This window comes from Paraburkholderia sp. UCT2 (assembly GCF_014397665.1).
GTDB lineage: Bacteria > Pseudomonadota > Gammaproteobacteria > Burkholderiales > Burkholderiaceae > Paraburkholderia > Paraburkholderia tuberum.
Window position 1 is genome coordinate 53,332 of record NZ_VZQO01000046.1, and the last position, 13,162, is coordinate 66,493.

Here is a 13,162-nt window from a genome sequence, read left to right on the forward strand (position 1 = left end):
GGCACTCATCCACTTGCGCGGTCATGCCGTACAGCGCGTCCAAAAGGATGGCGGACGAATTGCCATAGCGTCGCGCGAGCTCCGCCAGGTTCATTAGCGCCGCATACGGCACTGTGCATTTCGATGCCAAGCTGTTAAACGATGGTGAATTTTCGCTGCGGGGGACAATCGTTTGGGTGCACGTCCATTCAGCCTCATGCACCCTCCAACCGTAAGTGCACCGAGGACGCCCAGCAGCACAAAGTCGGCAACCAGCAGACCGCGGCGAGCAGCGTTGGCGCCGAAGCGATGTGCAACATGGCATTGCTGCTTTGATGGACCGGGGTGATGTATCGCACGAGACGGGTTCGGCGCAGAGATTTCACAACCAGTGACCGGCCACCCAAACCCCACCTACCCAGTGACCAGGCATCCAGACGCGACTCGGCACCGTAACTACATGCATCACAGGACGACGCGGCATGACGACGACCGCCATGGGAGGTGGGGGCGCTGGCGCAACCGTCACAACCGGTGCGACTGCCGCCGGCACGGCGGCGGCTGCGTAACCGTTTTGCACGACCACGGTCGGCGGCGCATAGACAGGTGTCGCCGGAACGACAGCGACGGGAGCCGGCACGGCGATACCGACGACCACGCCGGCGAATGCGGAAGCAGTCATGGATGTGAGCAAAGCCCCACCCACCAGCATGGCAAACGTTCGAGTTTTCATGAGCATCCTCCTTTACATAGAGGGCGCACGAAGCGGATCGCGCGCCGAGAAGAGAATGTACAGAGATCGCGACCTCAAATCTGTTGGAAAGGTGTGTCAAAAGATGTCACTTTGGCACTAGAAGTGGCGCCGAGAATTCGGAGAGGTCGGTAAGTGGAAAAGCCGGGACGTGAGTCGGTCACAATGGCCGGCAACAAGGAACCAGAAGATGACGAAACGCAACCGACGGACACACTCACCGGCGTTCAAGGCAAAGGTGGCACTCGCGGCGCTCAAGGGCGACAAGACGCTGGCCGAGCTGGCCCAGCAGTTTGATGTGCATCCGAACCGGATCACGGACTGGAAGAAGCAACTGCAAGAGCGTGTTGCCGAAGTGTTCGAGACGGGCCAGACATCGGCCGAGCCCCCGGTCGATGTGAAGGTGTTGCACGCGAAGATCGGGCAATTGACTCGTAAGCGGCTCAGCTGGGCCGTTCGTCCCGTTCGTCCATTCGCGCGCGTGTGAGGCATGATGGCGAACTGGAGCTGGCGGTCAACATGCGGATCAGCCTGAACTCGCTGACAACCTCGTGCCCCTGCGCCTGCCGGACAGCCAGTTGCTCGCGCACGACGAAAGCTCGGTCGACGTCGACGCGATCTGAACGCGTTGCTTCGATCCGGATGCCTGATCAATATCTCTGGGGCTCGGAAACCACGCATTCGGCGCTCGCGCGTCGGCTGATGACTGCTTTGCGCGGTTGTTGACACGAGCGCGCGCCTTGACGAACACATGCCTGAGGTTCGCCAGTTCGGGGATATTGGCCTTCGCCGCCGGATAGCTGCCGTGAACACGGCTAGCGGAATTTACGAACATCAACACCGGCCGATGGCAAAGGCCAGCTCACCGGCCCCTCGGCGTTATGCGGTTTTCGATTGCCCCCGGCCTTGCCTCTGCGCTCAGCCGTGCTGCTGAGCCACCGTCGCTTGCCAGCCAGTGCGCGCTTCCACCCACTCCGCCAACATCAGCAAATCCCGGTCGCCGTGAGCGGCGCCCACCAGTTGTGCGCCAAGCGGCAAGCCCGCCGGCCCGAATCCCACCGGAACGGTCACGGCCGGTACACCGAGGAACGTCCACGGTGCGCAGAACGATGCGTCGCCCGTATAGTCGAGTCCGCGCGGCGGCTCGCCCGTGGCCGGCGCGACCAGCAGCGCATCGAGCGCCATCGTGCGCGTCAGCCAGTCGTGAAAGCGATGCGCCATCGGCATCTGCGCCGCCTTGATCCTGGCGTAGGCGGTGACGGGCAGCTTGCGTCCCTCGTCGACGAGACCGCGCATTGCCTGGCTCACGAGCTCGGGCGTGCGGTCTACAAGTTCGCCGTGCGTGATGGCCGCTTCCACGGACATCAGTTTCAACGCATGCGCGGGCGTTTCGAAGATCTCGACAGGCAGATCGACTGAGACTATCTCGGCACCGTCTCGCGCGAGCTGGGCCGCGAGCCTGTCCAGCGCGGCCTGCTGCGCCGGCTCGACTTCGCCGCCGACCTGTTTCGACAGCACGCCGATGCGCCGCGTCCCAGTGCCGCGCGTCGTCGCGGCAGTGTGCGGAACGTGCGAGACGTGCGGATCGGCTGCATCGGCCCCAGTGACGAGCGCCAGTGTGTAAGCTACATCGGCGACGCGCGTCGCGAACATGCCGACGTGATCGAGCGACCACGCCAGCGGCAACACGCCCGTGCGCGCGATCGCGCCATAAGTCGGCTTGAACCCGACGATGCCGCAGTACGCCGCAGGCCGGATCACCGAGCCCTGGGTCTGCGTGCCGAGCGCGAGCGGCACGATGCCCGCCGCCACCGCCGCCGCGGAGCCACTCGACGAACCACCCGGTGTGAACCCGCCATTCCACGGGTTGACGGTCGCGCCCGGCTGACGCCAGGCGAATTCGGTGGTCACGGTCTTGCCGATAATCGACGCGCCCGCCGCACGCAGACGCGCCACCACCCACGCATCGTGCTCAGGGCGTCGGCCCTTGTAGGCGGGTGAGTTGAATTCGGTCGGCATGTCGGCGGTATCCAGAACGTCCTTCACCGCGACAGGCACGCCCGCCAACGGCGCCGTCGCATCGACGGCATTGACCGGCGCGATCTCCGGCAAATAGCAGAACGCATGCAATGACGCCTGCGATTCGCACGCGGCATCGTAGGCGCGCACGACGTACTGCGCGACGTCTGCATTGCCCGAGGCGACCTCGGCGCGAATCCGGGCGATAGTGGGAATCGGGGCGACGGTGGAAGAAGCAGGGAACATGGTCATGGAAGCGTCGGCAAACGGTGTCATTTCGCGGCAAGCGCCGGCTGGATGTAACTCTGAACGATGAACCTATCGTAGCTGGGTTGCTGCTTCAGGTTGCCGAGCGCGATCTGCGTGTCCATCGCGACGGTCAGCGCTTTCGGCGTGATGCCGACGTTCTTCGGATACACGCCTTCGTCCAGCATGCGCTTGACGGCTGCATCGACCACCACGGGATCGAGCGTCGGGAATTCCTTGCGAGCGATCGCCGCGGTTTCCGCAGGATGGCCCTGCATGAAAACCAGCGCGTTTTGCAGCCCCTTCACGAACCTCGCGGCCGCATCAGGATCGACGCTGCGTTTGGCGGAGATCGACGAGAACGCGTATTCGCCATAGAGTTTCGGAAAGCCGAGCACGACTTTCATGCCCTTCGCGACGGCCTGATCGAGACCCGGCTCATACATCACCGCGATCTTCGACTGACCGGCGACCAGCGGTCCGATCTCCGAGCCGAGCGGCACCTGAACCAGCTTGACGTCACTCTGGGACATGCCGTTCTCCTTCAACAGCTTGAAGAACAGCGACGTGCTCGTAGTCGGCATCTGTCCCGACACGACAACCTGATCCTTCACATCCTTGATGCCGCTGAACTTCACGTCCGGCGCAACCGCGATCCACACCGCCGCACCGTTCACGACGTTGGCGATCACGTCGACATCCGCGCCCTTCTCGGCGGCCACGGCCGTCCACTCCGGCCCGTGCAGCGAGAAATCGGCGCTGCCCGACAGCACGGCGGAGAGCGCCGCGCTCGGGCTACCCGCCGTCTGCTTGCTAACGTCGAGTCCCTGCTTCTCGAAGAAGCCTCCGTCGATCGCTACATAGAGCGGCAAATACAGCATCGACTGGAACGCCTGCGAAATAGTCACTTTCTTGCCTGCGGCAAGCGCCGGCGTCGAAACAGCTGCAACGCTCACTGTTAAAGCGATGCTCAGCGCGCTCAGCGCCTTTCTTGCGGTTAGTGCCATCGTCTGTCCTGAGATGAAGTGGTTGGACTGCCGGAAATGGGTTAAACCTTGAGCGTGGTGGTATTCGACGCCTGCCGCCACGGCAGCAGCTTGCGCTCGAGCAGGTCGATCAAAAAGTACAGAACGAAGCCGATCGCCATCAGTACGAACAGGCCCGCCCACACGGTGTTGAGGTCATACAGGCTCGACGCTGTGAAGATCATGTGCCCGAGGCCCTTCTCTGACGAGATGAATTCGCCCACCACCGCGCCAACCAGACCGAAGCCGACGTTGATGCGAAAGGTGGAGATCACATAGGGTAGAGTGAACGGCACCACCACTTTCATGAAGACATCGTTTTTGTTCGCGCCGAGCGTGACAAGCAGCGCCTGCAAATCGGGATCGGCGTCTTTGGCCGCTTCATACGCGGCGATCAGCGCGACGATCGCGGTCAGCGAAATGGCCAGCGCGACCTTCGAGATCAACCCGGTGCCGAACCACAAGATCACGATCGGTGCGAAAGCGATCTTCGGCACACTGTTGATCGCGACGATGAACGGCTCGATCAGCCGCGCGACGAACGGCGAATACCACAGCGCGAGCCCGCACACCGATCCGACCGCCGTGCCGAACACGAAACCGAGAATGGCTTCGAAAAGCGTATAGCCGGTGTCGATAAAAAGCTGATGCGATTGCATGTCGCGCACGAGCGCCGCGAGGATTTTCGACGGCGAGCCGACGAGGAAATTCGATACCCAGCCCAGGCGCGCCGCCCCTTCCCAGATGGCGAAGAACGCAATCACGGCCGCCAGTTGCAGCAGCGAGCGGCCCCAGCCGCTGTCAAGTGCGTACCGCACGCGAGCCTTCGGTGCACGCCGTGCCGGTGCCGATTTATCGATGGAAATGGACTGCGTCATGCTGCCTTTACCTCCGTCTGAATATCGAGCTCACCGCACAATGCATGAAAGTAACCCGCGAAGTTGGGGTCGCTGCGCGCACCGATCGGCGAGCGCGCGGCGATGTCGATGTCATAGATCTTCTTCACCTGCGAAGGCCGGCCGCCGAGCACGACCACGCGTTTGGACAACGCGACCGCTTCGTCGATGTCGTGTGTGACGAGCACCACTGTCTTATGGAACGTTTCGACAGCTTCCATCAACACGCCTTCCAGGTACAGGCGCGTCTGGTAGTCGAGCGCCGAGAACGGCTCGTCCAGCAAGATGATGTCGGGATCGTTGATCAGCGTGCGGATGAGCGCGACGCGCTGACGCATGCCGCCCGACAGCATGCGGGGATAGGCATGTTCGAAGCCCGAGAGGCCATACGTGTTGAGGTATTCCATCGCCATGTCGTGCGCCTGAGCGGCCGGCATATTCGACAGTTCCGGTCCGATCAGCACGTTTTGCAGCACGGTACGCCACGGCAGCAGCAGGTCGCGCTGCATCATGTAGCCGACCTTGCCGCGTAAGCCGTCGACGCTTTGCCCGCGATAGACGATATCGCCGCTATCCGCCTCGAGCAGGCCCGCGATCACGTTGAACACGGTCGTTTTCCCGCAGCCCGAAGGCCCGATGATGCTGACGAAATCGCGTTCGTGAATATCGAAGGTCAGACCGCCGAGGACGTCGACCGAGCCGAGTTTGTTCGAAAACGATTTGCGGATGTTGCGTAAGGCAAGCTGAACGGGCATGTTTGTTCCTCGACGACGGTTCGGTGTGCATTGCGGCAGACGGCAAGCGGAGTCAAACGCCCCGCTGTGCGGCGAGAAAGCGGCGGCGCATCGGCTTAAGCACGGCAATGGCCAGCAGTGCGGTGGCGATATCGAGCGTGATCGCGGTGGAGAACACCGGCTCCCAACTGCCCGCGTGCTGATGCAGCAATGCCGCGAGGGGGCCGCCGAAGATCGAGCCGATCCCTTGCGAGATGTAGAGCCAGCCGTAGTTCTCGGTGGCGTGACGCGTGCCGAAGGTGTCCGTCAGCGTCGCCGGGAACAATGAGAAGATTTCGCCCCAGCCGAAGAACACCACGCCCGACAGCAGTACGAATAGCACGGCGTTATCGCGCGTGAGCAGCCACAGCGCCATTGCTACGCCTTCGAGCGCGAACGCGAAGAACATCGTGTTCTCGCGCCCCACCTTGTCCGACACCCAGCCGAACAGCGGCCGCGTGAGTCCGTTCGTGAAGCGGTCGATTGTCAACGCCAGCGGTAGCGCGGCCATGCCGAACACGAGCACCCTGGTCACGCCGAAGTCGGCGGCGAAGGTGGCCATCTGCGAGGTGACCATCAGGCCCGACGTGGACATCATGGTCATCATCGCGAACATCAGCCAGAAGAGCGGCGTCTTCAGTGTCTGCGACGGCCGAAAACTCGCGACCGTCGGCGCGGAAATGGAACCCGCGGAACCCGCGGAACCGGCGGCATCGTCGTGCGAAGGCGGCACGCGCAAACCCTGCGAAGCCAGCAGACCGACCACTGCGAACGCAATGCCGAACATCCACAGCGTGGCTTCGATGCCGCGTGTCTGCAGCGACGTGGCGATCGGGAACGTCGTGACGATCGCGCCCATGCCATAGCCGGCAGCCACCGCGCCCGCCGCGAAGCCGCGCTTGGTCGGGAACCAGCGCACCATCAGCCCCACCACGCCGACATACACAATGCCCGTGCCCAGCCCGCCGATCACACCGTAGGTCAGATAGAGCATCGGCGCGCTATGCACCTGCGAGGCCAGAATCCAGCTCAGGCCCGCCATCGCCGTGCCGATCGAGATCGGCATGCGCGGTCCGAAGCGGTCGATCAGCTTGCCCTGAAACGCCGAGAAAAACGTCTGCAATATGATCAGCAGCGAAAACGTGACTTGCAGTTCAGGTAGCGCTACGCCGAGTTTCGCGGCGAGCGGTTTGGTCATCAGCGTCCATACATATTGCGGACTCGAGATCGCCATCATGCAGACGAGACCCAGCCCCAGCTGAAGCCAACGGTTGTCTGTCACGGTGGTCGAAGCGCTGCGGAGGTCCGCCGACGATATGGATTGCGAGCGTGTGGGTGTGGTCATCGAAACTCCATTTACTGAGCAAATGCCTGCCGGCGCCCGGCAGACGTGCAGCGTCCTCCGGGCCTCAAAGGCCGGACCTGCAATCTGATTGAAAAAAAGCGCGCGTGTGCGTCTACCAGCCCGCGGCTGCCCCGTCACTGCGCGGATCGTAGCCCGCTTCAATCAATCCATCTGGATACCGAACGATTGCGCCAGCGTGTCCCATTGCCTCGTCGTAGGCCTGCATCGTCTCGACCTGGTGGCCGAGCGCTTCGAGCCGGGCCACTGTGCCGGGCGCGAAGCGCGCTTCGAGCTTGAGCGTGTCGGTCGACTGGCCCCAGGTCCGGCCCAGCAGCCAACGCGGCGCATCGATCGCGGCTTGCGGATTCCAGCCGAATTTCGCGATGCGTGAGAAAACCGCGCTCTGCGATTGCGGCTGGCCGTCGCCGCCCATGTTGCCGTAGACCATCGTACGGCCGTCGGCAAAACGTGCGAGCGCCGGGTTCAGCGTATGAAAAGGCCGGCGCAGCGGCAGCAGCGGATTGCGTGCGCGCTCGTCGAGCGAAAAACTGCAGCCGCGGTTCTGCCAGTTGATGCCCGACCCCGCCAGCACGATGCCGCTGCCGAACTCGTGATAGATGCTCTGGATGAAGCTCACCGCGACGCCGTTGCTGTCTGTCACGCCAAGCCACACCGTATCGCCCGGCCCGCGACCGGCGCCCCACGGCGCGGCCTGGGTGATCGAGACTTGCGCGGCCATCGCGTCAAGCGCGGCCGGCTGCAGCAACTCACGCGGATCGACGCGCATGTAATCCGGGTCGGTAATCTCGGCATCGCGCACGGCGAACGCCAGCTTGGTCGCTTCGACGCACGCATGCACGAACTCGGGACCAAGCGGGTCCATGTCCTTCGTCAGCACCCGATCGAGGATGCCCAGAATCAGCAGCGACACCAGCCCCTGGGTCGGCGGGGGCATGTTATAGATCGTGCCCAGCGAGTGCTTGAGCGCGAGCGGCGTTCGCAGGCGCGCCTCGTGCCGTTCGAGATCCGCAAGGCTCAGCAGGGAGCCCGCCGACTGCAGATCGCCGGCAATGCTGCGTGCGAGGTCGCCCCGATAGAAGTCGTCGAAGCCCGCGTCGGCCAGACGTTCGAGCGTAGCGGCAAGACGCGGTGCGACGAAGCGCTCGCCGGTAACGGGCGCGGAACCGCCGGGTAGAAAGGTTTCGGTGAAACCCGCGAGCGGGCGCAATTCGGCAAGGCGGCTCTCTACACACTGCGCCTGGCTGCGCGTGACCGGCATGCCGTGCTTCGCGTAATGGATCGCGTCTTCCAGCAGGCGTTTGACCGGCAGCCTGCCCCCGAGCGTTTCGGCCGACCAGCGCTGCGCGCGCTGCCAGCCCGACACCGTGCCGGCCACGGTATTGGCTGCGAGCGGGCCGCGCACGGGAATCGCCGACAGTCCGCGCGCGCGGTATTCGTCGATTGTGGCGCCAAGCGCCGCCGCGCCACATGCTTCGATGCCGACCGGCTCGGCGCCGGGACGGGAGATCAGCCAGAAGCCGTCCCCGCCTATGCTGTTCATGTGCGGATAGACGACCGCGATGGTCGCGGCGGCGGAAATCATCGCTTCGACGGCGTTGCCGCCTTCACGCAGGATCGCGAGAGCGCTCTGCGCGGCGAGCGCGTGGGGCGCAACCGCCATGCCGCGGGTTCCGCGGCCCGGATTCAGGAATTTGGATGCCATGGGAGCAATAGGAGTTTGCTTGTATACATACCCATGTCTATGCGAAAACCGTGCCATCAGCCAGAATTCCCGCAGAGGCCGACTGCAGAAGGAGCTTAAAAGCTCGAGCCGCTCCAACGTATGTTGCTAGATGGTGCCGCGCAACCTTGGTGGTGCATAGGGAGCGCTGTGAGGCTCCAATGCGGTGCGGGCGCGTTGCAGGCGCTCGGTCGTCAGCGTGCGCACCTCCGCCCGGCTCCCTTCTATGTGCCGTCCCAGCAACTCGACGGCACTGTCCGCCGCAAGATTGCGGATGGCCGCGAGAATTGCAATGTGTTCGTCGTAAGTGTCATCGATGCAGTCACCATAGACGAGATCGAGCCGCCGCACCACGCGGATGCGGTCGGTCACGCGCTGCATGGCCGCGCTCAACTCGGCGTTGCCGGCGGCAACGACCAACGCCTCGTGAAAGGCTTCGTCGAGTGCCACCATCTCGCGGCCATCGCGAACGCGCTGTGCGTGAGGAACGTTCCAGATGCGCTCGAGCCGGTCGAGCATCTGCAAGGCGGTCGCGGATAAGGCGCCGTCGCCCCCAAAGAACCGGCTGACCGAAAACGTCTCGATCAGCTGGCGCATTTCGTATAGATCTTCGAAGCGCTTGAAATCGATCGGCACGACTTCCCAGCCGCCGCGCACATAGCCGCGCATCAACCCGTCGCTTTGGAGGCGCTGCAGCGCCTCGCGCGCCGGTGTGCGGGAAACGCCGAAGCGATCCGCGATACTGCCTTCGGTCATACGATCGCCGGGCAGCAGGCGCATGTCGAAGATATCGTCGCGCACGCTGAAATAAACATGGTCAGCGCGCGATGAGAGAGATTGGGTTGTGTCTTTCACGCATGAGCCTGGAATTAACGGGTCTTTTCGGCAGTGACTATCGGCTAGCCTCAAAACATCCGTCAACAGAAATTTAATCTGCCGGCGGCTCTGGCGGACGCCGCCATTGTAGGCGTCAGTAACAAACTTAAATCGGACAGGTGCCGTATGTCGAGAAGCTGGGTAATACGGATGCTGAAAAGCTGAGGGCGCATGGCGTACTCCGCAGTCCGGGGCGCGCCAGGCGCGCTTCTGGTCAGCGAGAAATGCTCCTGCAAGCTGATGATGCTCATCGCTTAGCGTGGCGGAAAGCTGCGCTGCTAGCGTCGTGTCGAGCACGTGCGATGCACTCTGGCGCAGAACCGTATTCATGATCTTCCTGGTCTCCCGAAGGGCGTTTTGTGTGGCTGGGCGAGCAGCTTGTCAGCGAGTTTAAGGGCCTCGTCCATCAACTGTCCGGAGGCAACTACGCGATTCCGCTAGTCCATACCCGACCGCCTGTTGCCCGCTAATCAAGGGGGTTTGTGCGAACGGCATCGCACCCGGCACCTTCAAGACAGAGATGGCGCGTTCACAATGGGAAGATCCCGCGATGGTCGCCTGGTACGAACAGCTCAACCCGTCAAAGCCCTTCGGCGACGTCGATGAGATCGCCGGAGTGGCTGTCATGCTGGCTTCGTCGGCGGGCGCAAAACTGAACGCGAAGGGAGTAACTCCCCATGAAGACCGAAATATCCAGCGATCACTCGCGCGGGCTACGTGACTTGGCGAACGACGCTCTGCCGAGATGAATCGCCGAAATGTATGGGACTGGCTGATGTCCTTCCCAAGGATTCCATTACCGAGAGGTTGACGCTTGATCGTGACGCCATCCTTCCCGATTAGCGAAACAGCAAGGCGCGAAAGTAGTCGAGACTGATGACCAGGACGACGATTCCACCGAACGATCCGTCTGACTCGGATATCCGCTTGCTCAGGGCTATGCTGGGCGTGCCCAAACGCAATGGGGAAGAATAGGGATCACTGATATAAAAGCCCGCGTGCGGATCGTCTCGTTGAACGATGAAATATTTTTGACTCGCCACACTTACCTGTTCAGGCGTCGCATCATCCGAGTCGAGCAAAACGCGACCCGAGCGATCGACGACCAGGACGGTTCCAAGCGATCCCGCGGTTGCCATGCGATCGAAAAGAACCTGCCGCCGTACCGCCAGCGGCAAAGTCATGATGCGAGGTTGCCGCAGCCGCTCGATGAGTGTTTGCAACGACAATTGATACAGTGCAAAATTTCTCTCGATGTCCCGCTCTGCAATCAGGGCGATATTGCGAAGGTTGATTCGAGTATATTCTGCGACATCGCGACGGCTCTGATACAGCACGAAAGCGGATAGCGCAATCATGACGATCGCCACCAACATCCCGCAGCCAGCTACAGGCTGCAGCAACGCCTGCAGGATGTACTTCGCCGTGGCGCCTCGATAGGAATGGAAAGTGTTTTTCTTGCTCAATTCCTGTCCCACCCACTCATCGGCCCTGGCCTTGAGCCTTTTTCCAGCCCATTCGTAGTGAACTTCGCGGCTTTGAATGGCGCTAACACTACTGTGTTACGATTGCTTACACACTGTAGTAAAGAACGGACGCTTGGTAAAGGCGGTTTTGTCCTCGCGACAAGCGGTAGCGCTGGGCAAATCGGACCTGCTGATAACACGCTCACGCCCTTGCCTTGCGCTGCGGTATCCAACCGGGGGATTGAGTGAGCCGTCTTGTTGTTGTTTCGAATCGCACTGCTGACCTCCGGAAGGCCGCAGCGGGAGGTCTCGCTGTAGCGGTAAAAGAGAGTCTGCAGCAGACAGGTGGGATGTGGTTTGGCTGGAGCGGCAAGATTCGCGACGCGGCACCCGAATCTGACAGCGAGACCAGCGTCAAACTGCAAACAGTCGGGAACATACAACTGGCGACGCTTGACCTGAACCAGCAGGATTACGATAGCTACTATCTGGGATACGCGAACGATGTCTTATGGCCGGTATTCCACTACCGGCTGGACCTTGCGAATTTTGATGTACGATTCGCAGCAGGGTACCGGCGGGTCAACCAGCTGTTCGCGCGAAAGCTGCTACCGTTGCTCAGGCCCGACGACATCATCTGGGTCCATGACTATCACCTGATCCCCCTTGCTGCCGAACTCAGAGCGATGGGGTGCGGCAACCGGATCGGATTCTTTCTGCATGTCCCGATGCCACCGCCTCTCATCATGGCGGCCATTCCAGAGCACGAATGGCTCATGCGTTCACTATTCGCCTACGATCTGGCCGGCTTCCAGAGCGAAGCGGACGTAACGCATTTTACGCGCTACGTTGAGTCCGAAGCCAGCGCTGACACGCTGCCCGGCAAACAGCTTCGGGCCTTCAATCGCACGTTGCGGGTCGGGGCGTATCCGATAGGAATCGACGTCGATGAGTTCGCCGCTCTCGCGCAGGACCGGGAGGGTGTCGAAATGTTCGATCGTATGCGACAGGAGTACTCCCGACGCCGCCTGCTTCTCGGCGTCGACAGGCTGGATTACTCAAAGGGTCTACCGCAGCGCGTGCACGCGTTTCGTGAGCTTCTCGCGAACTACCCCGAGAACCGCAACAGTGCAACACTCATCCAGATCGCGTCCCCGAGCCGGGAAGACGTGGGTGCCTATGACGATCTGCGCCGCGAGATGGACAGCCTCTGCGGCGCGATAAACGGTGACTTCGGCGAACTTGACTGGATGCCGGTTCGTTATATTCATCGCAACGTCGCCCGTAAGCGGCTACCGGGACTATATCGCGCAAGCCGCGTCGCGCTTGTCACGCCACTGCGCGATGGGATGAACCTGGTCGCCAAGGAGTTTATCGCCGCGCAGGACCCAGGCGATCCCGGCGTGCTGGTTCTCTCCCGATTTGCCGGCGCAGCGGAACAATTGAAAGAAGCTCTTCTTGTGAATCCGTACGATACGCACGGGACAGCGCACGTCATTGAGCGTGCGCTGACGATGTCAATCGAAGAACGGATCAGTCGTCACGCAGCATTGATGGGGCGAATCCGCCAGTTCGATGTGCACTGGTGGAGTTCGAGTTTTCTGAGGGATCTCTCGGCTGCTGAGCGCAGTGACGACCGTGAACCGGTGCTGGGACATTCAGCCGATCGCGCGAGCTAACCGACGGCGATTGGCGCATCGTGCCGCCCTACGCCGACGACGCAATCGGCTCGAGTACCCACGCGACAGCGCGTTGCAGCCCCGCTGAAGAGCACATGCAGACTCGGGCCTGCCGGTTTGGTGTTGCACCGGTTTTCCAGCCCTGTCATGTGCCCGCTCACCCACGCTCATAGGTGTGAGACCGGGCCATCCTTAACCATAACCCGGTCCGCGTATGACCAAAGCTACCAGGCAACAGCCTTCTTCCCGCCCCCCCCCGTAGATGCGCTTCACTATCACCTTCTCGCGCTGGCTGCCTTCCATCTCTTTGAACGGCAGGGACAGCAACTTCCACATCTGATTACGCTTTCGACTTCATTGTTCAGG

Annotated in this window: 11 protein-coding genes and 2 pseudogenes; 3 read left to right on the top strand and 10 right to left on the bottom strand. The window is 62.0% G+C overall.

Features of this window, described 5'->3' with window-relative positions; all coding sequences use genetic code 11:
* Nucleotides 1-361 precede the first annotated feature (361 nt).
* Nucleotides 362-712 carry a hypothetical protein gene (locus F6X39_RS28910; protein ID WP_187619085.1) on the bottom strand — a complete coding sequence of 117 codons (351 nt, stop codon included), beginning with the start codon at nucleotides 710-712 and terminating at the stop codon, nucleotides 362-364.
* Nucleotides 713-920: 208 nt separating this feature from the next.
* Here F6X39_RS28910 and F6X39_RS28915 point away from each other — a divergent pair.
* A pseudogene (locus F6X39_RS28915) lies at nucleotides 921-1,163 on the top strand (transposase); the annotation flags it as partial.
* Nucleotides 1,164-1,390: 227 nt separating this feature from the next.
* Here the strand turns inward: F6X39_RS28915 and F6X39_RS28920 are convergent.
* The 8 genes and pseudogenes from F6X39_RS28920 to F6X39_RS28955 all read right to left on the bottom strand — a co-directional run.
* Nucleotides 1,391-1,532: pseudogene (locus F6X39_RS28920) on the bottom strand (IS6 family transposase); the annotation flags it as partial.
* A 116-nt stretch (nucleotides 1,533-1,648) separates the two neighbouring features.
* The gene (locus F6X39_RS28925) at nucleotides 1,649-3,001 is read right to left on the bottom strand and encodes an amidase (RefSeq protein ID WP_187619086.1); all 1,353 of its coding nucleotides are present in this window, start codon (nucleotides 2,999-3,001) and stop codon (nucleotides 1,649-1,651) included.
* 20 nt (nucleotides 3,002-3,021) lie between these two features.
* A complete protein-coding gene (locus F6X39_RS28930) occupies nucleotides 3,022-4,002 on the bottom strand; it encodes an ABC transporter substrate-binding protein (RefSeq protein ID WP_187619087.1) in 981 nt (326 codons plus the stop codon).
* 41 nt (nucleotides 4,003-4,043) lie between these two features.
* The gene (locus tag F6X39_RS28935; RefSeq protein WP_184039818.1) at nucleotides 4,044-4,898 is read right to left on the bottom strand and encodes an ABC transporter permease; all 855 of its coding nucleotides are present in this window, start codon (nucleotides 4,896-4,898) and stop codon (nucleotides 4,044-4,046) included.
* A complete protein-coding gene (locus F6X39_RS28940; RefSeq protein ID WP_187619088.1) occupies nucleotides 4,895-5,671 on the bottom strand; it encodes an ABC transporter ATP-binding protein in 777 nt (258 codons plus the stop codon). Before F6X39_RS28940 ends, F6X39_RS28935 begins: the two co-directional genes overlap by 4 nt.
* Nucleotides 5,672-5,723: 52 nt before the next feature.
* A complete protein-coding gene (oxlT, locus tag F6X39_RS28945) occupies nucleotides 5,724-7,034 on the bottom strand; it encodes an oxalate/formate MFS antiporter (RefSeq protein ID WP_187619089.1) in 1,311 nt (436 codons plus the stop codon).
* 112 nt (nucleotides 7,035-7,146) lie between these two features.
* Entirely contained in the window at nucleotides 7,147-8,715 is a 1,569-nt protein-coding gene (locus tag F6X39_RS28950) for a gamma-glutamyltransferase family protein (RefSeq protein WP_316251733.1), read from the bottom strand.
* A gap of 168 nt (nucleotides 8,716-8,883) precedes the next feature.
* Entirely contained in the window at nucleotides 8,884-9,630 is a 747-nt protein-coding gene (locus F6X39_RS28955; RefSeq protein WP_187619094.1) for a GntR family transcriptional regulator, read from the bottom strand.
* 490 nt (nucleotides 9,631-10,120) lie between these two features.
* Here F6X39_RS28955 and F6X39_RS28960 point away from each other — a divergent pair, with 490 nt between their 5' ends.
* On the top strand, nucleotides 10,121-10,372 hold the full coding sequence (locus F6X39_RS28960) for an SDR family oxidoreductase (RefSeq protein WP_187619095.1): 252 nt from the start codon (nucleotides 10,121-10,123) through the stop codon (nucleotides 10,370-10,372).
* A gap of 118 nt (nucleotides 10,373-10,490) precedes the next feature.
* On the opposite strand, the gene F6X39_RS28965 is transcribed toward F6X39_RS28960, so the two are convergent.
* Nucleotides 10,491-11,117: a hypothetical protein gene (locus F6X39_RS28965; RefSeq protein ID WP_187619091.1), complete on the bottom strand. Its 627-nt coding sequence runs from the start codon at nucleotides 11,115-11,117 to the stop codon at nucleotides 10,491-10,493.
* A 245-nt stretch (nucleotides 11,118-11,362) separates the two neighbouring features.
* Between F6X39_RS28965 and otsA the strand changes: the two genes are divergently transcribed.
* Nucleotides 11,363-12,796, top strand: coding sequence for an alpha,alpha-trehalose-phosphate synthase (UDP-forming) (gene otsA, locus F6X39_RS28970; RefSeq protein ID WP_187619092.1), 1,434 nt, complete (start codon nucleotides 11,363-11,365; stop codon nucleotides 12,794-12,796).
* Nucleotides 12,797-13,162 lie beyond the last annotated feature (366 nt).